This window comes from Acinetobacter sp. Ac_3412 (assembly GCF_013072675.1).
In the GTDB taxonomy this organism is placed as follows: Bacteria; Pseudomonadota; Gammaproteobacteria; order Pseudomonadales; family Moraxellaceae; genus Acinetobacter; species Acinetobacter higginsii.
The window spans coordinates 230,524-255,656 of sequence record NZ_LXUJ01000012.1 but is presented as its reverse complement, the minus strand read 5'-3'; the positions used below and the strand labels follow the sequence as shown (position 1 = coordinate 255,656).

Annotated in this window: 22 protein-coding genes and 1 riboswitch; of the genes, 13 read left to right on the top strand and 9 right to left on the bottom strand. The window is 41.8% G+C overall.

Annotated features, from left to right (window positions below):
- Positions 1-27: 27 nt before the first annotated feature.
- The 3 genes from A7P54_RS16490 (at position 28) to A7P54_RS16480 (ending at position 3,345) form a co-directional block, all read left to right on the top strand.
- Entirely contained in the window at positions 28-714 is a 687-nt protein-coding gene (locus A7P54_RS16490; RefSeq protein WP_004652437.1) for a response regulator, read from the top strand.
- Between the two features lie 163 nt (positions 715-877).
- Entirely contained in the window at positions 878-2,233 is a 1,356-nt protein-coding gene (locus A7P54_RS16485; RefSeq protein ID WP_171550212.1) for a hypothetical protein, read from the top strand.
- Between the two features lie 38 nt (positions 2,234-2,271).
- Positions 2,272-3,345 (top strand): hypothetical protein, encoded by a 1,074-nt coding sequence (locus A7P54_RS16480; RefSeq protein WP_171550303.1) that lies wholly within the window; start codon positions 2,272-2,274, stop codon positions 3,343-3,345.
- A 516-nt stretch (positions 3,346-3,861) separates the two neighbouring features.
- Here A7P54_RS16480 and A7P54_RS16475 read toward each other — a convergent pair.
- The 3 genes from A7P54_RS16475 to A7P54_RS16465 form a co-directional block, all read right to left on the bottom strand.
- A complete protein-coding gene (locus tag A7P54_RS16475) occupies positions 3,862-4,443 on the bottom strand; it encodes a L,D-transpeptidase family protein (RefSeq protein WP_171550211.1) in 582 nt (193 codons plus the stop codon).
- Between the two features lie 12 nt (positions 4,444-4,455).
- Positions 4,456-5,898 carry a protein adenylyltransferase SelO family protein gene (locus tag A7P54_RS16470; protein WP_171550210.1) on the bottom strand — a complete coding sequence of 481 codons (1,443 nt, stop codon included), beginning with the start codon at positions 5,896-5,898 and terminating at the stop codon, positions 4,456-4,458.
- A 137-nt stretch (positions 5,899-6,035) separates the two neighbouring features.
- Positions 6,036-7,205, bottom strand: coding sequence for an acyl-CoA desaturase (locus A7P54_RS16465; protein ID WP_016162632.1), 1,170 nt, complete (start codon positions 7,203-7,205; stop codon positions 6,036-6,038).
- Between the two features lie 211 nt (positions 7,206-7,416).
- Here A7P54_RS16465 and A7P54_RS16460 point away from each other — a divergent pair, with 211 nt between their 5' ends.
- The gene (locus A7P54_RS16460) at positions 7,417-7,944 is read left to right on the top strand and encodes an META domain-containing protein (RefSeq protein ID WP_171550209.1); all 528 of its coding nucleotides are present in this window, start codon (positions 7,417-7,419) and stop codon (positions 7,942-7,944) included.
- A gap of 33 nt (positions 7,945-7,977) precedes the next feature.
- On the opposite strand, the gene A7P54_RS16455 is transcribed toward A7P54_RS16460, so the two are convergent.
- From A7P54_RS16455 to A7P54_RS16445, 3 genes are all read right to left on the bottom strand, one after another.
- Positions 7,978-8,694 (bottom strand): glycerophosphodiester phosphodiesterase, encoded by a 717-nt coding sequence (locus A7P54_RS16455; RefSeq protein WP_171550208.1) that lies wholly within the window; start codon positions 8,692-8,694, stop codon positions 7,978-7,980.
- A 23-nt stretch (positions 8,695-8,717) separates the two neighbouring features.
- Positions 8,718-9,305 (bottom strand): cob(I)yrinic acid a,c-diamide adenosyltransferase, encoded by a 588-nt coding sequence (locus tag A7P54_RS16450; protein WP_005206161.1) that lies wholly within the window; start codon positions 9,303-9,305, stop codon positions 8,718-8,720.
- Between the two features lie 104 nt (positions 9,306-9,409).
- Entirely contained in the window at positions 9,410-11,266 is a 1,857-nt protein-coding gene (locus A7P54_RS16445) for a TonB-dependent receptor (RefSeq protein ID WP_171550207.1), read from the bottom strand.
- A gap of 36 nt (positions 11,267-11,302) precedes the next feature.
- A riboswitch (cobalamin riboswitch) is annotated at positions 11,303-11,517 on the bottom strand.
- A gap of 119 nt (positions 11,518-11,636) precedes the next feature.
- Here A7P54_RS16445 and A7P54_RS16440 point away from each other — a divergent pair.
- The 3 genes from A7P54_RS16440 to A7P54_RS16430 are packed head-to-tail and all read left to right on the top strand — an operon-like array spanning position 11,637 to position 14,028.
- Entirely contained in the window at positions 11,637-12,293 is a 657-nt protein-coding gene (locus tag A7P54_RS16440) for a phosphoribosylanthranilate isomerase (protein ID WP_171550206.1), read from the top strand.
- Positions 12,277-13,506, top strand: coding sequence for a tryptophan synthase subunit beta (gene trpB, locus A7P54_RS16435; protein WP_005206155.1), 1,230 nt, complete (start codon positions 12,277-12,279; stop codon positions 13,504-13,506). The genes A7P54_RS16440 and trpB overlap by 17 nt, the downstream gene beginning before the upstream one ends.
- A 9-nt stretch (positions 13,507-13,515) precedes the next feature.
- A complete protein-coding gene (locus tag A7P54_RS16430; protein WP_171550205.1) occupies positions 13,516-14,028 on the top strand; it encodes a DUF1543 domain-containing protein in 513 nt (170 codons plus the stop codon).
- 61 nt (positions 14,029-14,089) lie between these two features.
- On the opposite strand, the gene A7P54_RS16425 is transcribed toward A7P54_RS16430, so the two are convergent.
- Positions 14,090-15,838: a bifunctional metallophosphatase/5'-nucleotidase gene (locus tag A7P54_RS16425; protein ID WP_252728628.1), complete on the bottom strand. Its 1,749-nt coding sequence runs from the start codon at positions 15,836-15,838 to the stop codon at positions 14,090-14,092.
- Between the two features lie 244 nt (positions 15,839-16,082).
- On the opposite strand from A7P54_RS16425, the gene A7P54_RS16420 reads away from it, so the two are divergent.
- Positions 16,083-17,078, top strand: coding sequence for a DUF2804 domain-containing protein (locus A7P54_RS16420; protein ID WP_171550203.1), 996 nt, complete (start codon positions 16,083-16,085; stop codon positions 17,076-17,078).
- Positions 17,079-17,132: 54 nt separating this feature from the next.
- Here A7P54_RS16420 and A7P54_RS16415 read toward each other — a convergent pair whose 3' ends face one another.
- Positions 17,133-18,008 carry a metal-dependent hydrolase gene (locus tag A7P54_RS16415; RefSeq protein ID WP_005206151.1) on the bottom strand — a complete coding sequence of 292 codons (876 nt, stop codon included), beginning with the start codon at positions 18,006-18,008 and terminating at the stop codon, positions 17,133-17,135.
- A gap of 116 nt (positions 18,009-18,124) precedes the next feature.
- On the opposite strand from A7P54_RS16415, the gene A7P54_RS16410 reads away from it, so the two are divergent.
- Positions 18,125-19,147, top strand: coding sequence for an AraC family transcriptional regulator (locus A7P54_RS16410; RefSeq protein ID WP_171550202.1), 1,023 nt, complete (start codon positions 18,125-18,127; stop codon positions 19,145-19,147).
- 303 nt (positions 19,148-19,450) lie between these two features.
- On the opposite strand, the gene A7P54_RS16405 is transcribed toward A7P54_RS16410, so the two are convergent.
- Positions 19,451-20,782, bottom strand: coding sequence for a Na+/H+ antiporter NhaC family protein (locus tag A7P54_RS16405; RefSeq protein WP_171550201.1), 1,332 nt, complete (start codon positions 20,780-20,782; stop codon positions 19,451-19,453).
- A gap of 275 nt (positions 20,783-21,057) precedes the next feature.
- On the opposite strand from A7P54_RS16405, the gene trpA reads away from it, so the two are divergent.
- Genes trpA through A7P54_RS16385 form a run of 4 tightly spaced genes read left to right on the top strand, consistent with a single transcriptional unit; the run spans position 21,058 to position 25,107 of the window.
- Positions 21,058-21,861, top strand: coding sequence for a tryptophan synthase subunit alpha (gene trpA / locus A7P54_RS16400; protein ID WP_005208793.1), 804 nt, complete (start codon positions 21,058-21,060; stop codon positions 21,859-21,861).
- Entirely contained in the window at positions 21,858-22,754 is an 897-nt protein-coding gene (gene accD / locus A7P54_RS16395; protein ID WP_004802814.1) for an acetyl-CoA carboxylase, carboxyltransferase subunit beta, read from the top strand. Before trpA ends, accD begins: the two co-directional genes overlap by 4 nt.
- On the top strand, positions 22,751-24,037 hold the full coding sequence (gene folC, locus A7P54_RS16390; protein WP_171550200.1) for a bifunctional tetrahydrofolate synthase/dihydrofolate synthase: 1,287 nt from the start codon (positions 22,751-22,753) through the stop codon (positions 24,035-24,037). The genes accD and folC overlap by 4 nt, the downstream gene beginning before the upstream one ends.
- Positions 24,028-25,107: an SPOR domain-containing protein gene (locus tag A7P54_RS16385; RefSeq protein WP_171550199.1), complete on the top strand. Its 1,080-nt coding sequence runs from the start codon at positions 24,028-24,030 to the stop codon at positions 25,105-25,107. Before folC ends, A7P54_RS16385 begins: the two co-directional genes overlap by 10 nt.
- Positions 25,108-25,133 lie beyond the last annotated feature (26 nt).

Sequence of the window (25,133 nt, the reverse complement as noted above, 5' to 3'; positions counted from 1 at the left end):
TTGAGGATGATGGATAGGATGAAAACCATGAAACATATTATGTTGGTTGAAGATGAGGTTGAACTCGCACAGTTGGTTCGTGATTATTTAGAAGCTGCTGGTTTTGAAGTCAGTATGTTTCATGATGGTCAGGATGCTTATACCCAGTTTCAGCAACGTAAACCGAGTTTGATGATTTTGGACTTGATGGTGCCACGCATGGATGGCTTGACCATTTGCCGTAAAGTCCGTGAACAGTCTGATCTACCGATTATTATGGTCACCGCGCGTACTGAAGAAATTGACCGCGTTTTAGGTTTGAATATGGGAGCAGATGACTATATCTGTAAGCCATTCAGTCCAAAAGAATTGGTTGCCCGTGTACAAGCAGTATTACGTCGTTTAGAGCGTAAAGCAGAGCCTGAACAAAATGATTTATTCCGTATTGATAAAGCACAGCAACGTATTTGGTATCAACAAAAAGCACTGACTTTGACCCCTACTGAGTTCCGTTTATTAGAGTTGTTCTTGGAGCACTTGGGTCAGGTTTATTCTCGTGCGCAATTACTTGATCATATTAACCCAGATAGCTTCGATGTAGCCGATCGTGTAATCGACAGCCATATTAAAAACCTGCGCCGTAAGATTTCAGAGGCGGCGGATACCGGTAATCGTCATGAATGGATTCAGGCGGTGTATGGGGTGGGTTATCGCTTTGAATATCCAGATGAGTAAAATATTAAAAGCCCTTTATTTATAAAGGGCTTTTTTTGTTGAATAAAAAATTGTCATTATAAATATAAATAGCTATTATTCCTCGCAAAGCCTATATATGGGTTTTTAAAATCCTAAATTTAAAACAGTTTAGATAATAAGTTTATTATAAAAGGGGTCTCCAATGTTTAAAAAGACATTTTTAGCTTTCGCTTGTTCTACAGTTTTAGTTGCTTGTGGAGGAGGTGGTGGCAGCTCATCAAATAATACGGATAATGGTAATCCAGTCGCACCTGTTTCAGATTTAGATAAAGCAAAACAGCTGATTGATACAACCAATAGCATTGTTGCTTATTTTGATAGTTTTGATAGTTTGCAATCTCAATATCAACCAACCTTTGATGCAGTTAGCGATGCTGGGAAGGATATTGACAATGCAGCAGGGCTGGTGCTCACACTTGCTACCTTAGCCTATAATGATGCTCAAGGGTCAAATAAGACCTATAATGCAGCACAATTGCAGACTTTACTCGATAATGATGATTATATTGACTATCAATTAACGGATAGTACATTTGCTGTGACAGTAAATGCATCATCCGTGACAGTTTCAGGTAGTGCAAAAGCAAAATATTGGACAAATACGATTTGGGATTTTAAAACCAATACATTGAAAGATATTTTTGATGAGGGGGCTCAAGTTACGGTTAATGCTGTGAAGCTAGAGGCACCTTATACAGCTGTAACGGATAAATATAATTTTAAAATCGTTGCTGGTGGGAAAATCCTAACCAAGAATGATGCAAATAAAAAAGATGCTTCTTTAGAGTTTAAGAGTGATAGCACAGCACAAGCGATTTATAGCACTGCTGCATTATTAGAGAACCGTGGTGATTCACGTCCTGAGACTGCGGAACTTAAATTCTCAAATGTTGTATTGAAAACAACAGATGCAGAAATTGAATTAACCGAGTTGGCAAGCAAAGCTAAAAAAGTTCAATTCAAAGATGGTAATAATGTTGGGACAGAGATCATTCCAACTGAACTTACGTTGAAAGGTAAGGCAATTAGTGGTTCGGAGAGTCTAAATTTAGATGCAAGTATCAAACTAAATAATGATTTAACCAAGACAATTGATATCACAAATGGTGAATCTGCTGCATCCTTTATTAATGCAGACCTGGTGGTAAAACTATCAGGTAATGTTAAAGGTGGCGCTAATGCAATCAAGCCATTTAATATTGATTTATCTGCTAAACGCAGTGATTATCAAAAAGGGACTGCAAATATTAAAATCGCAGTTGATAAAAATGCTTTAAATGTGGATGTTAAAACAGAAAATTTAGTTGCTGAAAAACCAGCTGTTTCTGCAAAAATCTCTCATGCAAATGGTGCATTTGTAGATATTGCAAATGTAGATCAGTTTACTTCAGCTGATATTAAAGTTGGCAATACCAAGTATGGAACAATCAATAAGGTTTCAAGAAGCGTTTATTCTGCCACTTTTACTGATAACACCACCAAAGCCATTGCACCATAATGATTAAAGGAGAGGGGTAGATGCTACCCCTTTTTTATATGCTAAGAAAAAGTTTCGTGCTCTCTATTTTATTGATAGCTGGCTCTTGTAATGCCCAAGAGCAATTGTACTATCAAGTACGTGCCGATGTTTATAGTGAACCTTTATCGATTAAATCATTTACAGATGATTGGAGTGATCCAAATTTTAAATCTGGAAAGAATGCTTTTGCCCATGGGTTAATGCAACTCGGTGTAAAACAAGGTGCATGGGATCTAAGCTGGATCTGGCGTTATGATTATGTATTAAGATTCAGTCAAGATACGGCTAAACTTTATTATCAAATAAAAAATGAAAAACCAATTGATGCGAATACTCAATATAATTTACAGCTTGAGGCGCAGCATGTGGATACAGTCGGGTCTAGATTTGCCTATACATGGCAGTTGAGTCCGAACTGGAGTTTAACGACGGGTGCAACCGCATTAATTGGGCGGCATTATGTGGATGGTCAAGTCAATGCTTTGGCTCAAACAACGGACCAGATACAACTCATGGATCGAGTCAAATGGTTGAACGGTCAAATTGACTATAGCTATGATCAGCCTGCGTTAAAAGAAGATAAAATGGGGTGGAAAGCGCAAGCCAACCAAGGTTATGGTTTTGCTTTAGATGCCTCAATTACAGGGACGATTGCGAATAATTTTAAGATTCATGTCAATATTCAAGATGCACTAGCCTATTTATATTGGCAAGATGCGCCTTATACCCGATATAAAATAAGCTACGATCAGGATATGCGTCCGCGCTTTGATATTCAGGGGAAATTTAATACATATCAGCAATACACGCAGAAGCTACCTTATAAAGTTTATACTGATATGAGCTACCAGTCTGATCAACCATGGAGCGTTGGGCTCAGTTCGATAAGCAATGAATATACGAGCCTTTGGCAAATGAATGCGTATTGGGATACGATTTTGAAGTGGGGAGTACACTATGAACCCCAAACTCATGCCATGGGAATCTCTATTCAGCATGATAACTTCGGTTTGAAATATATCACTGATGATCTGAATACCAATCAAGCCAAGAGGATGGGCGCGCAATTATTTGCTCAATATCAATGGTGATAATGATTGAATAGCCCATCATTTTTGTTTTGATACGAGACTGAGAGGAACGTAGTGTCTTATGAAGGCACTATTTGAAGAAAGGCAAAAGTTTTATCCTGTGGCTACCCCTTGCGCCGCTTCAACGCGGCTCATATCTAAGAAAATGTGGAATAGCTTCTACAGATGAGTTCGTCACTTTTCCTTCGTATAGTAAAGCTGAAATAAGATGGATTTTGATGATGATAAGGGATGAAGCACAGTAAAATATTTTATCCTGTGGATAACCACAGCGTTATCCACAGAAAATGTGGATAGTTTCGCAAAGATTTTGTCGAAATTATCTTCTTGTCTGGTTTTAAGTTGAGCATTCGTTTATTACAAGCCAATCAATATTACATTACTTTACAAAAGGTTGTGAGGATATCAGTGGCGTAATTGAGATTAATTCCAGTTGGTAAACTTATCCCCTGCATAAGCCTTGTGCAGTTTGATCATTGTCTTTATCCGCAAAAGTTGTCCTGAATACTAGCTCCTTTATGGATGAATGATGATAGGGGTGTGATCCTTGACCAATTGCCATATTTCATCCATATCTGAGTTAGTTACCGCAATACAGCCCAGCGTCCAGTCTTTACGTGGCATATAGCTTGCGCTTGCAGGAACGGATGTGGCTCGCGTCGGAACCGTACCATGAATCATCACATTACCGCCAGCGGATTGACCCTGCTGTTGAGCATAGGCGCGATCGACTTTATTCGGATAGGAGATATGCAAAGACTTATAGTAAGCACTTTGAGGATTTCGCCAATCGATAGAATAAGTCCCTTCAGGTGTTTTGCCATCCCCTTCAAACTGTTTATGTCCGATCGGATCAAAGCCTAAACGCATAGGATAGCTGCGAATGACTTCCTGCTGATGTTTTAATTGTAAAATGCGCTGGCTCTTAAACACTTCAATTGAAGTCACGGGTTTGTTTTGTTGAAGCTGTTCTATTTCATGGTCTGAAAGAGGTTGATGTGCCGATCCCAACGTTGGGATGAACTTACCATACTGGGAATATGCTAATCCCAATAATAGGATTAAAATCGCACATCCGATCATCAGCCCAATTTTCATAGATTTCTTCTTCTAAGATGAACAACTGACAGAAATTTCAGCTACATCGCTTGGTAACGGTCCAGTATCCTGTTCAGTTTCTAAATCAGCTTGTTTTTGATAAGGTTGATTCAGCAGCTTAAACAAACGATCAACCTCACTAAAATCACCACGCTCCGCAAGCTCAATGGCTTTCTGCGCCATATGATTACGCAGGATATACTGTGGATTGACCTGCTGCATGATCTCATCCAAGGCATCAGTATCTTGATGTTGTCGGATATTTTGATAGCGTGTTAGGAAGTCATCAAACTGTTGTATATGGATACAATCATCTCTTAAGGCTTTGTAATCCTGTTGCTGCAAACGAAGAAAACTTTGCGTGTAATCTAGCTGCTCTGTTTGCAAAATACCAAGAAAGGCAAAACTACAATCTAGACTGTCTTTATGAAATTCTGGCAGCCCCATTTTTTGGCATAAGCCTCGACCATAATGTTGTAAGAAGGTCGGCTCAAACTTTTCTAAACATGTTGCTAGATCGAGTTTGAACTGTTCTTTATTTTCTGCGCTCGCCAACGGAATTAAATTATTCAGCCACGTCCAAAGATTCCAATGACCAATACTCGGTTGGTTTTGATAGGTATAACGACCTTGGTAATCGGAATGGTTGTTAATCCAATTCGGACGGAAACGCTCCATAAAACCGTATGGGCCAAAGTCGAGTGTCGAACCGGTAATATTTAAATTGTCGGTATTCATCACCCCATGCGCAAAGCCAACCAATTGCCATTTAGCAATCATGATCGCGGTTCTCTCAATCACGGCTTCTGCGAAAGACAGAATTGGATTTTCAGCTTTCAGGCACTCTGGATAATGCCATTCAATACATTTCTGAGTGAATTCAGCCAAAAGTTCAGGTGCATATTGATTGATCCACTCAAAATGCCCCAAACGAATATGACATTCGGAGGTACGTAATAGCATCGCACCCAGCTCTAGGGTTTCACGCTGTACGCCTTGAGTTGAGCTGGTAAAACCAATAGCATGACTCGATGCAACACCAAGGGCATTCAATGCATGGCCCGCTAAATATTCACGAATCACTGAACGTAGGACTGCACGTCCATCGCCCATACGCGAGTAGGGGGTAGAACCTGCACCTTTCAGATGTAGATCAATGGTTTCGCCATGTTTATTCAGGATTTGTCCGATCAGCAATCCTCGACCATCTCCTAACTGACCAGCCCATTGTCCAAACTGATGGCCTGCATAAACCATAGCAAGTGGGGGAAATTCAGCAAAGGTTTTTTGTCCGCTGCAAATTTCAACCCAGTTGGCTTTATCTTCTTCGCTCCATTGCAATTCATCTGCTAAAGCTTCATTGAGATGACCTGCTTTGGCACCATGCAATGGACTTGGCTGCTGCTGGTGATAGAGCTTAGGATTAAGGGAGGCATAGCGGGGATTGAATTGCATAACTGAAACATCAGAGAGAGCTGAATCATGACTATAGCAAAAATTAGTGTGAAATGGGGAATCGTAAGGAAGGGGAAAGGTAGATGAACAGGCATAAAAAATGGCCTCTCTTGAGACCATTTTCGGTAGGTATTTCGTTATTCAGAAACTGGCGCTTTTTTGATATTACGCATCAAGGTTTCTAAACATTCACGATGGTGACTTAAGCGGTGTTCAAGCAATTGGAAATCAACTTTCAGTTTGTGATCCATCTGATGGATTTTCTCAGCCATCGCTGCTTTTTTCGCTTGAAGTTCTTGTTCTTTCAGCTTAGCCCAATCATTTAAAGTATGGGTGAAAGCTTCATATTCTTGTGCGATACGTTGTTTCATTTGCACGATGTCCGTATTCACATCATGACCATAAATTGCCAAGTCACGTTCCGCATATTTGAATTTCATCGCAAGCTCTGCTTTTTTGATATTAAAGCTAGGAATACGACGTAAGTTTTTTGCTAAACCAAGTTTAGAACTGGTCCAAATCAACCATTTGGTTGGGTCATATTGCCACCATTTCACACCATTACGGTAATCGTATTGGAAAATGTGGTGGTAGTTGTGGTAGCCCTCACCCCAAGTGAAAATAGCTAACACGAAGTTGTCACGCGCCGTATTTTCATCAGTATAAGGACGTTTACCCCACATATGACACAGTGAGTTGATAAAGAAAGTGACGTGATGGCTGATGATCAAACGTAATAAACCACCGAGTAAAATTACACCCCAAATATCGCCTGTCGCCCAACCAATCAAGCCTAATACACCAACGTGAACTGCGATCACCATTGGCACATAGTAGTTGTGTTGGAACATCACTAATTTGTCATTGAGCAAATCAGGTGCATTTTTAAAATCTGGTTTAGATGGGGAATGATCGCGAATCATCCAACCTAAATGGGCATACCAAAAGCCACGTTTGATTGAATACGGATCTTCATCAACATCATCGACATGGCGGTGATGGGTACGGTGACCTGAAGCCCAGAATAAAATACTGTTTTGAACAGCAAATGTGCCGCCAATCATGAGTAAGATTTTAAGCGGTAATGCTGCCTCATAAGCACGATGTGCCCATAGACGGTGATAACCTGCTGTAATTCCTAGGCTACTGAGTGCCAATAGGAAAATCATACTCACCCATGCACTTACACTAAAATCATAATAATAGGCGTACAAAGGAATTAAAATGGCAGCAACAATTGGTGTTCCAATTAAGGTAATGCTAGCAGTCCAGTTAATGGGTGCTTTTTTGAGTGGGGCGGAAGTCATATCCGTCAGCGCTCCTAAAAACCTTGTTTGCACAAGATAATAAAACTAAACGAGATAGCAAAACCAATCATGACGATATATTGCTATTTTATCACTGATATTAGCATGTCCAAATCAATTAGCACTAGCATTATTCTACAGTTGTATCGCAAGAACAGTAACAGAATTCATTTGTAAAATTAATCAATGAATTAAAAGGTGAAATAAATCAATGTCTGAGCAAATTACCATGAAAAATCCCATTTTTTCTTTGAAGGCATTTTTTAACAAAACTTTAATATTCTCTGCTGCAGTCATGCTTGCAGCGTGCCAAAGCCAACCCAAACCTGTGCCCAAAAGCACCCTGCAACCAAAGAGAGTTGTTCAGCCACCAACAATGCAAGTACGCAAAAGTGTAGATGGGGTTCAGGATGTGGAATGGCAGATTACAACGATTCAGGGCAAGCGAGCATTGTTCTTTAATCAGTATCCAAGTTTCTTACTCAACTCTGTCTCAAAAATGGTGACAGGGCATACAGGATGTAACAATATTTATGGTCGTTATAAATATGATTTCACCCAACGCATACTGGATTTTGATGTAATGGCACAACATCAGAGTTGTAATCGTGCTCTAGCACAAGAGGCCGATTTGATGGATTCGATTCAGCGGGTTGAACGCTTCCAGTTGGATGGAGAAAACTTATATTTATTAGATGCAAAAGGGCAACGTCTTATTCAGGCGCAACGTAAAAAATAAAATAAAAAAGGCGGAATTTATTCCGCCTTTTGCTTACGTCAAATGCTGCAACATCGTGGTGGGTACATCGGTAATCAAACCTTGAATGCCTAATTGTTGAAGATGTTTGGCTCGTTCAACTTCATTCACTGTCCAGACACTAATCTCAAGATTGGCCTGTTGGGTACGTTGAATAATTTCATCTGTTGCCAAGGCATCTCCCCAGCCAATTTGACCGCAGCCATATTGCTGCGCCAGTTCTATCGCATATTCCCCAATAGGGATTTCTACCAACAGCCCGCGTTTAAACGAACTCCGTTGTTGCTGTAATGCGGCCAAAATTTTGACATCAAAACTGGTAATGGTCGCGGTTGCTTCAAAACCTTTTAAATCTTGTTGTAACTGCAGAATTAGACGTTCAGCTGCAGTTTCGTCTGCAACCGCTTTAATCTCAACTTCAATATGCTCAAAGTCAGTGAGGCAGTCTAAAACATGTGACAGGCTCGGCGTGTATTCTTCAAAGGCCCATGCTTGCCATTGATGGCGGTGATCGAATTGCTGGGCTTCAATTAAGCTACTGTTTTCGACTTGTTGTGAACGACCCGCAGTACGTACAAAATCATCATCATGAATCACCACCAAGTGGTCATCTTTCAGTTGGCGCACATCAAATTCAACGGCACGTACACCTAAGTCATGCAGATAGCGGAATCCACCTAATGTGTTTTCAGGCGCTTCGCCACGCGCACCACGATGACCAATAATTCGCATTTGTTTCTGCCTTGATTGAAAAATTATGCTTGATCAATACTGTCATTAATATTCTTTTGCCATAGCACTTCGCTACCACCTTCAGCACGTTGTAAGGCACGTGAAGCAACGAACAACCAGTCCGATAAGCGATTGAGTAATTGTAATGCGGTTGCCTGAATATTTTGGTCACGATTGTGTACAGACAATAAAGCACGTTCGGCACGACGGCACACTGCACGGGCCTGATGTGCATAACTACAAGCTAGAGTGCCTGATGGCAAAATGAAGTCTTTTAACATTGGCAGTGATTCATTCATGTGATCGATTTCTTTTTCCAGAAATTCAATGCTCACAGGCTGCAGTAAATGATAGTTTGGAATACACACTTCGCCACCTAAATCGAATAACCAATGCTGAATCAGGCTTAAGCTTTTGTCCCAGTGCACTTTATTTTCAATTTTGCTGGCGCTGATTTGTGCGCGAAGCACGCCAATGGTTGCATTCAGTTCATCAACATCACCGAGTGCAGCAATACGTAAATCATCTTTGGCAACGCGTGAACCATCCCCAAGACCAGTTGTACCTGAATCCCCTGTACGGGTATAGATTTTACTTAAACGATGTCCCATAGTTCTGTTTCTCTGATCCTAAAAATAAAAAGGGGATAATGTCGGTCAGAACATTACCCCGAAACTGGAGTTAAGAAAATATTTTTTATTATTTTATCACGCGATTAATAACGGAATGTGACACCCGCAGAGGCTTGACGTCCACCGTTGATGTAGTACACGCCGTTACCGTTATAAGCAGTTTTATAATTTACATCACCAATGTTCTCAATATTTGCAAAGAGTTTAATCATTGGTATAGGTTGCCAATACACATTTACATTCGTGGTGACATAACCAGGGTTAGTTGTTGGTGTTGTTGATGGCCAATCTGCAAAATCTTTTGAATTCGATTTCGCAACAACAGAAGCTGAAACACCATATTCTCCATCATCCCATCCCGTTGTAAGGGTTAGGCTTTGACGTGGGCGACGAGTTAGATCTTTTTTGGTTTCATCATCTTTTGCTTGTACATAAGCATAAGTTGTACTTAAAAAGAGTTCATCTTGCTGCCATTTAAATGAAGCTTCGCCACCAGTAAAAGTTGCTTTATTAACATTGATCAACTTGCCTGCTTGAAAACTAATGAGGTTATCCACTTTATTGCGATAAATAGATAAGCCTAAGTCGATGTTGTAGTTTAACTTTTGATCTACACCGATTTCATAAGAAAAGCTTTCTTCTGGTTTTAAATCAGGATTTGCACCCCAGGATAAGGCATATAAGTCATTGGTCGTTGGTGCACGGAAGGCAGAACCTACATTGGCATATACACTTGTAAGGGGTAATACTTGGTAGCGAATAGCCCCTTGACCAACGGTATGAGTACCAAACTTATCATTATCTTCAACACGAATACCCACTTGGGTGTCTAAGCCATTGTGCTGATATTGGTGTTGAGCAAAATAACCAATGGTATCTACGGATTCTTTATATTTGACGTCTTGTCCGCCGTATAGATTTTTTGAGTAGACATCACCTTTAATATCTTTAAAGGTTGAACCAACTAAAATATTTTGGGCAGGCGTTATTTGCCATTTTGTATAAAGTTCAGCTTCCTGAGTTGTACTATGCACGTAATCTGAAGAAGTATTTTGATCAATATTATCTTTATATTGTGAAAGACGGGCATGTACTGCAAGGTTATCTAAAACATTGAGGCGACCTTTTACATTGATAGCCTCGTTTTTAAAGTCTTGAGAAACTAAGTTACCGTAATTATCGTAATCGCTATAGCCTTGGTTCTCGCTATAGTCAACCGAAGCTGCATATTGTTCTTTATCAATGCCAACTTTTGCACTATAGCCTTTTTGATCAAAGCTCGCTTTTTTATTGTCTTTTGCGTCGGTAACAGGCGTACCATCTGTTTCTAAACGTTGTCCACGAATTTGAGCATAAAAACCATTTTCAGCCAGATCTGCACCAATAACAGATTTATAGGTTTTATTTTCACCAATTTCGCCTGTTACAAAAGCTGATGTTTTTTCAGGTGTTTTGGAAATCAGCTGCACCACACCACCAATTGCATCAGCACCATATAAAACAGAGGCTGGGCCTTTGAGAACTTCAATCTGTTTAATATCTGTGGTATCAATAAATGGGAGTGATGCTGCGCCAGAGGTATTTGAGTTTAGACGAACACCATCTCTTAAAAGCAATGTGTGATTCGAATTTGTACCACGTAAAAAAATAGAAGCAGCTTGCCCATAGCCACCAGTTTGTACCATATTGATTGAAGCATCAGTTTGTAATAACTGGGGTAACGAAGCGATTGGTGATTGTTCCAGAATCTTAGGTTCAATAATATTGATTCGCGCAGGAACTTCACTGATTTTTTGTTCAGTACGAGATGCTGTCACAACAATAGTATCTAGCGTCGCAGTTTTATCGCTTGATTGATCTTGAGCAAAAGCAGGTGAAGAAAACCCCATCGCAATAGCGATAGCACCAACTAAACGAGTCGGTTGAAAAACAGTAGACATGATGTCGCTCCAGACATTCACCCGTCGTGAATGATAATGTGGAAATAAACAACAAGCAGGTCTCCGGACTTCACTATAATCATCAAATGAATGATGTTACTCATCATCTTCCCACATCATACCGATGCAGTGATTTGGCGTTGAGCTGAGATGAGTGATTCGGTGTTACCGTTGCGAGGGCAGTGTTGGACTTACACCAACTTCCCTATAAACAAAAGAATTTGCTTTAGACTTGTTGCAAGATTACGCAAAGTATAAAGTGTTAACGTTTTTTAAACAATTGCATTTCCGAATGAACTTTGCACAAAGCAAGTCAAATTGCATTACAATGCGAGAGTTTCAAAAATATTCAGTTTTAATTGGACAGCTCATGCGCCAAAGCCAAATGCGAACCCGCGCCAAGATTTGTGGAATTACCCGAGCACAAGATATCCAAGCCGTTGTAGAAGCAGGGGCAGATGCGATTGGTTTTGTGTTTTTTCCACCCAGTCCACGACATGTTAGTATTGAGCAAGCCCAAACTTTGGCAAAGCTGGTACCGCCGTATGTGCAGTTGGTCGGCTTATTTGTAAATGCCAGTGCTGAAGAAATCCAAACGGTGCTTGATTCCGTTCCTTTAGATGTATTACAACTACATGGCGATGAAACACCAGAACAATGTCAATTAATTGCAACACACTGTAAACGCCGTTGGTATAAGGCCATTCAAGTCAAACCTGATTTAGATATTGTGACTGAAATCCAGCGTTATCAAGCAGCGGGAGCCAGTGCAGTGCTGTTGGATGCATGGCATCCTGAACTGAAAGGCGGCACAGGACACAGTTTTGACTGGGCCCAATTTCCCCAATTAGATATTCCACTCATTTTGGCAGGTGGCTTGACCCCTGAAAATGTCAGTGAAGCTATTGATACTACAGCGGCTTTTGCTGTGGATGTCAGCGGAGGCGTCGAGTCCGCAAAAGGTATAAAAGACCAACAACTGATTGAAAAATTTATGCAAGGAGTCCAACGTGGATCAGCAAAATAACGTGATTGACTACACCCAGTTTCCAGATGCTCAAGGGCATTTCGGTATTCATGGTGGACGTTTTGTATCAGAAACGCTGATGGCTGCACTTGAAGACCTCGAAAGTCTTTATGGTCGTATGAAGAATGATGCACAGTTTTTAGCAGAGTTTGACCGTGATCTTGCGTTCTATGTTGGTCGTCCTAGCCCACTTTATTATGCTGAACGATGGTCTCAGCACCTCGGCGGTGCGCAAATTTACCTGAAACGTGAAGACTTGAATCATACTGGTTCGCACAAGGTTAATAACACCATTGGTCAGGCTTTATTGGCAAAGCTATCGGGTAAAAAGCGTATTATCGCGGAAACAGGTGCAGGTCAGCATGGTGTGGCGACCGCAACCATTGCAGCACGTTTAGGCATGGAATGTGTGGTGTACATGGGTGCTGAAGACGTGAAACGTCAAGCCATGAATGTCTACCGTATGCGTTTGTTGGGCGCGACGGTTGTACCAGTACAAAGTGGTTCAAAAACATTGAAAGATGCCATGAACGAAGCGATGCGTGATTGGGTGACTAATGTTGATAGCACCTATTATGTGATTGGTACGGTGGCTGGCCCACATCCTTATCCGCAACTGGTTCGTGATTTCCAGTCGATTATTGGCCGTGAGGCTCGCCAACAAATCCAACAACAAGCAGGGCGTTTACCAGATGCTTTGGTCGCTTGTGTAGGCGGTGGTTCAAATGCAATGGGCTTGTTCTACCCATTCCTGAATGATCAAGACGTGAAAATGTACGGTGTTGAAGCCGCAGGTTATGGCATTGAAACGGGCAAACACTCTGCACCATTAAATGCAGGTCATGTGGGCGTGTTACACGGAAACCGTACGTATTTGATGTCTGATGAGCAAGGTCAGATCATTGAAACACATAGTATTTCAGCGGGTTTGGACTATCCGGGTGTTGGTCCTGAGCATAGTTTCCTGAAAGATATGAACCGTGTTGAATATGTGCCAATCAATGATGATGAAGCCTTACAAGGTTTCCGTGATCTCACTCAAATCGAAGGGATTATTCCTGCGCTTGAAAGCTCACATGCGATGGCTTATGTCACGAAACTTGCGCCAACGATGTCGAAAGATCAAATCATTATTGCAACGGTTTCAGGTCGTGGTGATAAAGACTTGATGACGGTTGCGCGTATTGATGGTGTTGAAATGGTCGAGATGTAAGTTTTTACAATGCCAAGTTTGTTTATGGTGATGTTGGGTGGCCGGCATGCTAGAGCCAATACCGAAGTTCATGATGTGGTAATGGCAATAGGTGAATCCTTATCTGAAGTCATCCCTCAGCTCAAACAGGCTTGGTTTGGTGAATCAAAAGGCTTACATATCGATGCTTGGGCACAGATTTCAGGTGTTCAATCACAAGGCGTGAATTATCAAATTCAGTTTTCTGATGCCGCACCGTCAGCTTCGGATGAAAAATTATATTTGATTAACCTAGGTGGATATTCACTTAACGCTTTTGGTGAATTACATAGCTACCATTTGGTGCTTGCACCAGATGCAGGGATTGCAAAACAGTTGGGTAAACAATTTATCGAACAAGATTGGCATAAACCGCATACCGATCGTGTGGTCGATGTCGATGATTGCATTCCAATTGATCATGTTGCAGGACGTTATATCCATTTAATTCAAGGTGAGTTTAATCCTACAGTTTGGGAAAATACTTATCTGACTTTGGATTAATCAGTAGTAAACATGAAAATAGGGAAGCAATTGCTTCCCTATTTTTTTATTGCGTATGTAGTTAAGGAAGTACTTTGATTCGATCGGTTTTAGGTGCCGTCAGTAGAGAATGCTGCGCCACATATTTTTCTAAGGCATCGATATCTTGTCCGCCACCGACTGGATTTTTACCTTCTTTTAATACCGTGAAGTTATCACCGCCATCAGCAAGGAAGCTGTTTACCGTCACACGATAAATCTTGCTATCCACGAGTGCTTGTCCTGCAACCAAGATATTGCTGGCGCGTGGTAAAGACGAGTTGTCTTTCTTATACGAATAACTGAACTCTTTTGATGGCTGTAAGATACGAACTGTGGCTGCATTTGCACCAGACCATTGTTGTTCTAACACATCACGAATCTGCTTACCTGTTAGGCTCAACGTCACAATTGAGTTACCAAAAGGCTGTACGGTAAAGACATCGCCAAAGGTGATCTGATTACTGCTATTTACCAATAAATCGGCACGTACACCTCCTGGATTCATCAGGGTAAAGTCAGAACCTTGATTACTTGCTGTTAGTGCCATAGCCTGTTGTGCATCGGCAATTAAATTACCGAGTGGGCTTTCACCACTTTCGGTGGCATTACGATTAATCACACCGTTGGCTGTACCGACCACACGGGCTGAAATAGTGGTGACGGCTTGGCGATATTTATCCAAAATCGCTTCAATACTTGGGGTTTTATTGAATTTCTCATAGAGATCAGTCAAGTTCACTGTAGTTGTACCAGAGGTATAGGCTTCACTTTGAATCGGAACTTGTTTGGCATCCTTCTTAATTACATCCCCTGTTTTGCCATCCAGTTCTAACTGAATATTGGTAATGGCTGTGCCGTATTGCCCTGCAGAAGTGAGTAAGAACGGTTTTTGTGGATTCTTGGTTGCATAATCACAGATATAAGACTGATGGGTATGACCAGAAACCACGACATCGACCGCAGGATCTAAGCGATCTAAGATACCGAGTAATGGACCACTGAGACCATCACAGGTTTTTTTATTAAACTTGGTACTTGGTGCCACACCTTCATGCACCACCACCACAATCGCTTCAATACCTTGTTTTTTTAACTCAGGAATCAAGGCATTCACAGTATCGGCTTCGTCATGAAAGTCGACATCTTTAATGCCCGCAGCTGACACGATACTTGGTGTTGCTTTCAGGGTCATACCAATAAAGGCCACTGGAATACCGCCATAAGTTTTAACTTTATAGGCAGGGAACAGGGTTTTCTTGGAATCAGCCTTCATTGAGACATTGGCGGCCAAGAAATTGAATTTGGCACCCTCAAATTTTGGATTGATCTGGCAGGGTTTAGCACTGGTATATTGCTGACAGCCACCATTTTGCAAACGACGTAATTCATCTGTCCCGCGGTCAAATTCATGATTACCGACTGCATTGAAATCAATCTGAATGTCATTCATGGTTTCGATGGTGGGCTCGTCCAAGAACAACGATGACGTGAGTGGCGAGGCGCTAATTAAGTCACCTGCTGAAACCACCGCATTATTGGGGTATTGAGCGCGTAGTTTTTTAATGGCATCGGCAAAATAACTGACCCCACCAACTGGAATGCGTACGGTTTTACTATTATCACTTGGATCATCTGCTTCAATGAAGCGTTTTGGTGGTTCTAAATTGCCATGAAAATCATTAAACGCAAGGATATTGATATTTTGATTTTTACGTTCAACTGTTGGTGTTTGATTATTATCATTGTCGTCATTGCAGGCTGTTAAAGCCAGCATCATGAGACAGAGCATATTTGCTTTTAAGAGTCGTTGAGTCGTCATGTTTTTTGATCGAGTGGTATAAGATTGTTTTTTAAAATAAAACTTATGTATGAATCTTTGATGAAATTGTGAGCTAAAAAAGTCCATTAGGGACTTGGATTTATCGGTTAAAATGTGAATTAAGTTGCACTTCTTTATATAAAAATAGTAGTAAATTTGATCACTTACAGTCTATTATGGGCGTAGCTGCGACCTAGCAATCATGGAATATAAAATGGATTTGATACAAGCCAATGGTCAACCGCGTTACGGACGTTTTGAGCAAGTCCCTTCGCGGATTAATCTGGACGACTATATTTATAAAACGCCTTATGGGCAGGTGCTAACAGGCTGGCGCAAACAACTTAAATATAAAAAATTTAAATTCTGTGGTTTGCAGCATGAGCATTACAGTATTGGGGTTGCGATTGTCGATTTATCTTGGGCAGGTCATGGTTTTTTCTATGTCTACGACCATCAATCTAAAAAAGTGATTGAGTGGAATGCGATTCAACCTTTAGCGTTAAAAACACAACTCGACGAGCAACCCTTATTTAGCCAAAGTTCGTTTAAAAAATCCGCTTATCAATTCGATATGCAGCATGCCAATGGGGTGCGCTACATTCAAGTGACCAAACATGGTGAAGTACAATTGAAAGCCCGAATTTTTTGTGCAGGTACGGATGCCTTAAGTTTGTGTAGCCCGACGGGAATTAATGGCTGGACTTATACCCAGAAGCAAACCACATTGGCAGTTGAGGGATTCTTTATCAGCCCTGATCGACAACAGATTGAATTTAATGCCCATAGTCTTGCAGCTTTGGATGATACCTGTGGTTTTTTGCGCCCTGAAACAGCTTGGTTTTGGTTGTCTTGCCAGTTCCGTGATGCGCAGGACCGTCGTATTGGGTTGAATCTTGCATCGGGAGTCAATGAAAGTTTTGGCAATGAAAATGCCTTATGGGTTAATGGTCGTTTATTTCCACTGACTGATGTTTTATTTGAACAGCAAAATGAAAACACTTGGTCGATTCGTTCTTTGGGTGGATGTTTGAATTTGATGGTGGAAACAGGCTGGTGCCGTTTTGAAAATATTAATTTGCGTTTGATCGGCAGCCAGTTTAATCAATGGCAAGCCAAAGTCAGTGGCACCATTGCACATGAACAGGTGGAGTTAGTGACCTTGGATAATGAATATGGCTTATTAGAGCAGCATTATGCGAAGTGGTAGTGAGTGAAAGAAAAACTCCCCTCAATCCAAAGGGGAGTTTTTATAGGGAATGAATTAAAGCCCCGCTTGCCAGAATGCTTCACCCGCTGCAATTGGATCATTGGTCTTAGCTAAAGTATCAATCCAAACATCATACTGGCGAATAACTGGATGTTGATTTGGATGGAAATCCTTTTTAAACCAGTCGCTATATTGCGCTCTTTTCGCCGTTAAAATACCGTTACGACCAAAGAACCACGGTAAACCTTTACGTGCCATATCAAAACGTTGTCTTAAGTTAAAACCATCGGTTTTGAGCATCACATCGGTACGGTACAAGGTAAAACCAAACATCATCACTGTGGTGAATACCAAGGCAAAGCGACGGGTTGCTTCAGGCACTTCACCGACTTCGCGCATCACATCAAAAGCCACATCGCGATGCTCCATTTCTTCAATCGCATGCCAAGCAAAGAGTGCACGTACAAACGGATCAGCCTCAGCCAAAGTTTCTTTTTTACTATAGAAGGTATCAGCCATCAGTGCAGTTAAATGCTCGGCAGCTGCGGTCATGGCAATGTTGTATTGTGGAGAGCGATTCTTGAGCTCAAATCTAAAAATTTTCTTTAAACGCGTGGTGAACTGATCTACAGGCATGCCTTGATCTTTCATGACTTGGTTCATTTTGTCATGCGCGATGCCATGTTGTGCTTCCTGACGGATAAAATCAGCAACACGTTCCTGCAAGTCTGGATCATCAATTTTGTCACGGAATAAACGGACACATTCGATAAAGTAGCGCTCGCCATCAGGGAAGGTGAGGCTTAAAGCATCAAACATACGAGTACGGAACGGATCACCCCCAAACCAGAAGCGTGGCGCTTGATCGAGGTGGAAGTCCAGTTTGGTTCTGACAACAGGATCAACTTGATAGGAAACATGTGCATTCATCTTGACTATTCCTTGTTTTTCTTCATGCACTCAGTATGGAAAAAGTCCGATGAAATGTTTTGACAGTTACAGCCAAGTTTTATACAAATAACGACAGATCAGGATGAGATTGGCGTATGTCAGTTAAAATAATCATTGGATATTTGCGTTTGTTTAATCGTGTTTTACAACAGGAACAAATTGATTTGTCTAAAGTTGTTGCACCTGAACTTTGGCAATCCTTTCAAGCCTGTTTGGAAAATCCTGATGAGCGTGACTTTGACGTCGAGCGCTATGCCTTGTTGTTACAGGCCGCTCAGCCACACTTTACTCGTCCGATTACTTTGGTATTGGCGGAGCATGCCAATTTACAAGATTTGGGGCTGATGGGCTATCTGGCATCGACCAGTATTGATCTACAACAAGCACTTCAACTATTACAACGCTATTATTCTCTGGTCTTTAAACAAACCAATTTAGAACAACTCGATGTGCAGCAATTTTCTGAATATATTCAAATTGTTTGGAGTGCATCCTATAGTGACTATCGGGAAATGTACGAGTTAAATTTGGCCTTGATCTTTAAAATTTCACAATCGATTGTGCAAGATGCTTTAGTGCCACCGCAGATGATTCAATTTGGTTATGCACCGCATACTGCACTTTATCATTTTGAAAAGTTTTATGGTTGTCCGATTCAGATTCAGCAGGGGCAATATGCCATCCGCTTTTCCAATCAAATTTTAAAGGCAAAAAGTATTGCTGCCGATCAGCAACTGAACCAAGTTCTATCCACTCAAGCGCAGCATTCATTGAATAGCGTGAGTTCTTTTGAAATCCAACAGCAGCAATTTCGTCAAAAAATACATAGCTTTATCGAGCAAGGTTTATTGCAGCAGGAAGAGGTGTTGCAAAGTTATGTGGCCAAGCGTTTGCATTGTTCTGAACGGACTTTGCAACGTCAACTGAAGGCTTATGAACTGAATTTTCAGGATGTGCTGGATCAGTGTCGTTTGGAGCAAAGCAAGCTGTATTTGCAACAAGGTAAGTCTTTTTCTGAAATTGCGGAGCGGCTGAATTATGCTGATCAGAGTGCGTTTGGACGTGCATTTAAGCGTTGGACAGGAGTTACTCCCAAGCAGTTTTTAAAATCTCCTTAGATTTTAAATATAGCGCTAGGCTTGATTTAAATTATGGTATGAAATGTGATACGCGGAAATGTCATCCACAACCTGAGTAAGCCAAAGCGACTTAAGCTTTGGTGAAACGCAAGTAAGAAATGAACCTTGCGGAGCTTCAATCGCTCCTCATGTGGATGACGGATGCCTTTGGTTACTTTGGGCTAAACCAAAGTAACTCGCCGAAGGCATATCCTATAATACGATGAGAACTAGGAGGGACGTCCTTATGATCATTGTTAATTTCAACAGATGAATAAAGAACTTATAACACTCTGTATTATTTTAACGTGTTTTGAGGCGTGGATAATTAAAGACAATGGCAAGGACTGCGCAAATTGCAAGGATCCAGCAATAATAAATATTGCCAATCAATTCAACGGGCGAAAGTTTGGCAATCGAACAGGCCAACAGTAGTTGCGCACCGTAGGGAATAATTCCTTGAACCACACACGAGAAAATATCCAGCAAAGCCGCACTGCGTTTAGGATCTACGCCATATTCTCTTGCTACTTCACGCGCCATATCGCCCGATAAAATAATCGCAACGGTATTATTGGCGACAAAGAGATTCGAGAAAACCACCAGAAAGCTAATCCCTAATTCACCAGCACGTTGTTTACCGAATTTGAATAGGCGTGTAATGTCATAGATACGTTGGATCAACCACTGCAAACCACCTTCTTTTTGCATCAAGGTCGATAACCCACCGAGTAACATGGAAAGTAATGCCACCTCAAACATGCTGACAAAGCCATCATAAATCGCACTATTCAGTTTGAGGAGGTCAAAATCTGGCTTTTCAATTAAGCCCATTAGCCCTGATAAAATCACTCCGATCATTAGCACGGCCAAGACATGCAGACGGGTAAAAGCAAGGAAAAACACAGCCAGATAAGGCAGAATCAGCCAGAGATCATAAGGGGTTGATTGAATTGCTTCCGCCTCATGGCTCATCGAAATGTAGACCAGCAAGGTAATAATGGCCGCAGGGAGTGCAATCCAGACATTGACTCTAAACTTATCCCTCAGCTCAACATTTTGGCTACGCGTTGCAGCAATGGTGGTATCTGAGATCATAGATAAATTGTCGCCAAACATGGCACCACCAACTACAGCCCCAATGGCATAGACAGGTGCAATATCAGTTGCTTGGGCAAAACCAAAGGCGATCGGGGCACAGGCGGCAATGGTGCCCATCGATGTTCCCATTGCTGTTGCAATAAACGCGGCAATGATAAACAGCATCGGCAAGACAAATTCTGGTGAAATAAGCGAAAGCCCTAACTGTACGGTTGCATCGACACTGCCAATAGCACCGGAGACACTGGCAAAAGCACCCGCCAGCATGAACACCATAAACATCAGAATTAGATTGGGGTGACTGGCACCTTGCAAAAACTCTTCAATTGCTGCATTTAGTTTTTGTTTATATAACAACAAAGCCAAAATCACGGCTGGAATGGCTGCAACAGGTGCTTTGACTTGATAGAAGGCAAATTCTGTCCCGATCATTGAATGATAGACACCACTCCCGAGAAAGATGATCAAAAATACCAATAGCGGTAGCAAAGCAAGGGCATTGCTTTGTACTTTTTCCTGAGAGTGGGCAGACATAAAAATAAAAAGAAAACTTAAAAATTGCGGCTAGTATAAAGGAGCTTGGCTGATTTCTAAAATGCTATGCGATCAGTCCAAAATTAGGAAGCTTTGATCATTGAGAAAAAACTCAAAATATAGATAAATGTAGCAAGGCTGTTGTAAGTAGCAAGATTCACTGTCGCATTCACGTCAAACTCTGTTCAATGAACAAAAAATAGCGTTACAATGCAGTGTTTTTGTATGACTACAAACAACTCCTTAATTTATATAAATCAGGAAAGCATAATCCTATGTCACGTCTTGCCACTCGTTTTGAACAGCTTAAATCTCAGCAACGTAAAGCGCTTGTTTCTTATGTTATGGCAGGTGACCCGCATCCACAGGTAACCGTTCCATTGCTTCACCAAATGGTTGAAGCGGGTGTCGATGTCATTGAACTGGGTCTGCCATTCTCTGACCCAATGGCCGATGGCCCTGTGATTGCTTTAGCCGCTGAGCGTGCTTTGGCAGGTGGAACCAATACTTTAGATGCATTGGATATGGTGAAAGCCTTTCGTGAAAAAGATCAAACCACACCAGTGGTATTGATGGGATATTTAAATCCTGTCGAAGTCATTGGTTATGAAAAGTTTGTTGCTTATGCGAAAGACTGCGGTGTCGATGGGGTGCTTTTGGTGGACTTACCGCCAGAAGAGTCGAAGCAATTAGGTGAAGTTCTTAAACAAAATGGAATGGATCAGATCTTCTTGCTTGCACCTACTTCAACAGACCAACGTATCCAACATGTGGTCAATCAAGCCAGCGGCTTTGTTTACTATGTGTCACTCAAAGGTGTGACCGGTGCAGCAACTTTAGATACTTCTGAAGCAGCAGCGCGTATTGCAAAAATTAAGTCTAAGACCAATGTGCCCGTGGGCGTAGGTTTCGGGATTAGTGATGCTGCGTCTGCAAAAGCGATGGGTCAAGTTGCTGATGCCGTGATTGTAGGAAGTGCTTTCGTTAAATCTTTTGCGACATTGCCAGCGGATGAAGCTGCGCAACAGACGGTGAATAAAGTGAAGGAGCTTCGAGCTGCGCTCGATGAGTTAGTATGAGTCAAGAGTTAACATCAGGGAAGGTTCTTAACCCTTCAACACCTTGGACTGAGCGTCATGTCCCAGGTATTCAGGTTGCAGATCAACAACAGATATTTAAAGCGACCTTTACTGAGCCTACGATTGAATGTCCTGAGTGCCATGCGCTGGTAACACGTACTGCAATGTCATTTAATGCCTATGTGTGTCCTCAGTGTGATGAGCACTTACATATGCGTGCGCGTGATCGTTTGAACTGGTTCTTTGATCAAGTGAATGGTGAGTTAGGTCAAGAATTTAATCCCAAAGATCCATTAAAATTTGTAGATAGCAGACCTTATCCAGATCGCATTCGTGAAGCACAAGACAAAACAGATGAAACCGAAGCACTTGTGGTAATGCAGGGTTCGTTGAAAGGCCTAGATCTGATTGCATGTGCCTTTGAGTTTGATTTTATGGCAGGTTCAATGGGTACTGTCGTTGGCGACCGTTTTGTACAGGCCGCTGAACGCGCAATCGCGTTGCATCAACCAATGATCTGTTTTGCTGCTTCTGGTGGCGCACGTATGCAAGAAGGCATGTTGTCTTTGATGCAGATGGCGCGTACTGCGGCTGCAATCCAAAAAATGAAAGAAGCGCGTGTTCCATACTTGGTGGTACTCACTCATCCTGTATACGGTGGTGTAACCGCTTCATTGGCGATGCTTGGTGATGTCCATATTGCTGAACCGAAAGCGATGATTGGTTTTGCAGGTAAACGCGTGATTGAACAAACAGTACGTGAAAAACTGGAAGAACCGTTCCAACGTGCAGAATATTTGCTTGATCATGGTGTGGTCGATCAGATCGTTCATCGTCATGCATTACGTGATACTGTATACAGACTTGTCGCTAAGCTGATGAATTTACCTTGAAACCACTCGCACCACATTCAACAGACACATTAACAACATGGCTCGATTATTGGGGCCATGTTCATGTTACAGGTATTGATTTAGGTCTAGAACGCGTCATTCCCGTCGCTGAAAAGCTCGGTGTGATGCAACCTCAAGCGAAGGTGTTTACCGTCGCTGGAACCAATGGTAAAGGTTCAACCACCACAACCTTGGCTGCGATTTTAAATGCGCAAGGTTACAAGGTTGGCCTGTATCAATCACCGCATATTTATCGTTTTAATGAAAGGGTAAAGTTGGCGGGTGTTGAAGTTGATGATCGAAGTCTGGTTGATGCTTTTGTTTTAGTTGATCAAGCACGACGTGAATGTGGTTTAAGTTTATCTTTTTTTGAAGCAACCACTTTGGCTGCTTTTTTGATTTTTAAACAGCAACAATGTGATGTTTGGGTGCTTGAAGTCGGCCTAGGCGGTCGTCTTGATGTGGTCAATGTGATCGATCCTGATATTGCTGTGATTACCAATATTGGTCTAGATCATGTAGATTGGCTCGGCGACACCGTAGAAAAAATCGCATTTGAAAAAGCAGGGATTATTCGTCCGAATATTCCTGTGGTGTTCGCGGGTCAGCAACAACTGCCGCAAGCCATTCAAGATAAAGTGGTTGAAACTCAAGCCCAGCTATATGCCTTGAATCGTGATTATTTTTACCAGCAGAATGATGATGGCCAAACTTGGTCATTTGCGTCTTCTGGCACAACCTTGCAGCTTCCTGTTGGACAACTAGCACTAGACAATATTTCTACCGCAGTTGCCGCTGTATTGGTGAGTGGTGTTGAGGTTTCTCAAGCAGCGATTGCTACGGGGATTCAACAAGCACGCTTACAAGGTCGTTTTGAAATACGACAAATCCAAGATAAAACCGTGATTTTTGATGCTGGGCATAATGCACATGGCGTCGAATTTTTATTGAAGCAGTTGCGAAAATTCTTAAAATACAATAAACAGTACACAGATGTTGTTGCAGTATTTTCAATGCTGGCAGATAAAGACATTGCTTCTGTCACCGATTTACTAAAAACAACAGTAAAAGATTGGTTTATTGCTAATTTAGATGTGCCTAGAGCCGCACCAGTGCAACAGATACATGATGCATTGCAAGGGCAACAGGTATACGAGTTCGGCAGTATCCAGCAAGCGTTTGAAACTGTGCTGAAACAAAGTAATAACAATCAGCTGATTTTAGTCTGTGGTTCGTTTCATACCTTAGAAGCGGTCTGGGAGTATTTAGAAGAATGTCGATGAATAACAAACAACGTTGGATGGGCGGCGTTGTTCTACTCGGTGGTGGTGTTTTATTAGCTGCATTGCTGTTAAAGGGCAATGATGAAATTGAGCAAGATCACACGCAAGCTCCAGTTACTCATCCGATTCCCAAAACTGAGTCTAAGCCGAAAACGGCACAGCCAGCTCAAGACAGCGAAATGGTGTCATTGCAACCATTGGCGGTCGATGTGGAAACAGAAAAGCGGTTGCTGGAAGAGCAGCGTCGTTCACGTGAAAAAGCGGTGGCTGAACAAGAAGCGCGTGCAGCTGAATTCTTAAAGATGCAGCAACAGGCCGAAGCAGCAGCAGCACGTAAAGCTGCAGAAGAATACGCAGCGATTAATGCACGTCGTACTGCAGCTCAAGAAAGCTCGGATAATATTCCACCAGAATTGGTTGAAGATGAAAAAGCCAAGGCTCAACGACTTGCGGATGAAAAACGTAAAGCGGATGAAAAGAAGCGCGCTGAACAACAGAAAACAGATCAACAAAAGTCTGATGCTGATAAGAAGTTAGCGGAAGATAAACGTAAAGCTGAAGCAGCAGACAAGAAAGCCGCTGAAGATAAACGTAAAGCAGAAGCAGACAAGAAAGCTGCGGAAGATAAGCGTAAAGCCGAAGCAGCAGACAAGAAAGCCGCTGAAGATAAACGCAAAGCAGAAGCTGACAAGAAAGCAGTAGAAGATAAACGTAAGGCAGAAGCAGAGAAGAAAGCTGCTGATGAGAAAAAACGTAAAGCTGACGAAGAGAACAAGAAGAAAGCTGAGGCTGAGAAAGCACGCGATCTGATGGAAAATGGCGATAAAAAGTGGATGGTACAAGTCGCTTTGGCAGCAAACCAAGCCAATGCAGATGCTGTTGTGTCGAAATTACGTGCTAAAGGCTACAAGGTAACGACCAGCCAGACCTCTAAAGGAATCCGTATTATGGTTGGTCCTGCCAAGGATCGTGATACTGCGGATAACACGCGTAAGAAAATCACAACGGATGAAAGCTTAAATATGAAATCTGCTTGGGTGATTGATTGGGTTCCGCTTGACCAACGATAAACCTTGATCATCCCCTAGATCAAATC

Coding starts and splice junctions, on each gene's coding strand:
- A7P54_RS16430 (WP_171550205.1), top strand. CDS start 13,516: ATGCCAAGTTTGTTTATGGTGATGTTGGGTGGCCGGCATGCTAGAGCC.
- A7P54_RS16455 (WP_171550208.1), bottom strand. CDS start 8,694: ATGCGAATTATTGGTCATCGTGGTGCGCGTGGCGAAGCGCCTGAAAAC.
- A7P54_RS16415 (WP_005206151.1), bottom strand. CDS start 18,008: ATGAATGCACATGTTTCCTATCAAGTTGATCCTGTTGTCAGAACCAAA.
- A7P54_RS16470 (WP_171550210.1), bottom strand. CDS start 5,898: ATGCAATTCAATCCCCGCTATGCCTCCCTTAATCCTAAGCTCTATCAC.
- A7P54_RS16445 (WP_171550207.1), bottom strand. CDS start 11,266: ATGTCTACTGTTTTTCAACCGACTCGTTTAGTTGGTGCTATCGCTATT.
- A7P54_RS16440 (WP_171550206.1), top strand. CDS start 11,637: ATGCGCCAAAGCCAAATGCGAACCCGCGCCAAGATTTGTGGAATTACC.
- trpA (WP_005208793.1), top strand. CDS start 21,058: ATGTCACGTCTTGCCACTCGTTTTGAACAGCTTAAATCTCAGCAACGT.
- A7P54_RS16450 (WP_005206161.1), bottom strand. CDS start 9,305: ATGGGACATCGTTTAAGTAAAATCTATACCCGTACAGGGGATTCAGGT.
- A7P54_RS16460 (WP_171550209.1), top strand. CDS start 7,417: ATGTCTGAGCAAATTACCATGAAAAATCCCATTTTTTCTTTGAAGGCA.
- A7P54_RS16420 (WP_171550203.1), top strand. CDS start 16,083: ATGGATTTGATACAAGCCAATGGTCAACCGCGTTACGGACGTTTTGAG.
- A7P54_RS16465 (WP_016162632.1), bottom strand. CDS start 7,205: ATGACTTCCGCCCCACTCAAAAAAGCACCCATTAACTGGACTGCTAGC.
- A7P54_RS16410 (WP_171550202.1), top strand. CDS start 18,125: ATGTCAGTTAAAATAATCATTGGATATTTGCGTTTGTTTAATCGTGTT.
- A7P54_RS16385 (WP_171550199.1), top strand. CDS start 24,028: ATGTCGATGAATAACAAACAACGTTGGATGGGCGGCGTTGTTCTACTC.
- A7P54_RS16480 (WP_171550303.1), top strand. CDS start 2,272: ATGCTAAGAAAAAGTTTCGTGCTCTCTATTTTATTGATAGCTGGCTCT.
- A7P54_RS16425 (WP_252728628.1), bottom strand. CDS start 15,838: ATGCTCTGTCTCATGATGCTGGCTTTAACAGCCTGCAATGACGACAAT.
- A7P54_RS16485 (WP_171550212.1), top strand. CDS start 878: ATGTTTAAAAAGACATTTTTAGCTTTCGCTTGTTCTACAGTTTTAGTT.
- accD (WP_004802814.1), top strand. CDS start 21,858: ATGAGTCAAGAGTTAACATCAGGGAAGGTTCTTAACCCTTCAACACCT.
- A7P54_RS16490 (WP_004652437.1), top strand. CDS start 28: ATGAAACATATTATGTTGGTTGAAGATGAGGTTGAACTCGCACAGTTG.
- A7P54_RS16475 (WP_171550211.1), bottom strand. CDS start 4,443: ATGAAAATTGGGCTGATGATCGGATGTGCGATTTTAATCCTATTATTG.
- A7P54_RS16405 (WP_171550201.1), bottom strand. CDS start 20,782: ATGTCTGCCCACTCTCAGGAAAAAGTACAAAGCAATGCCCTTGCTTTG.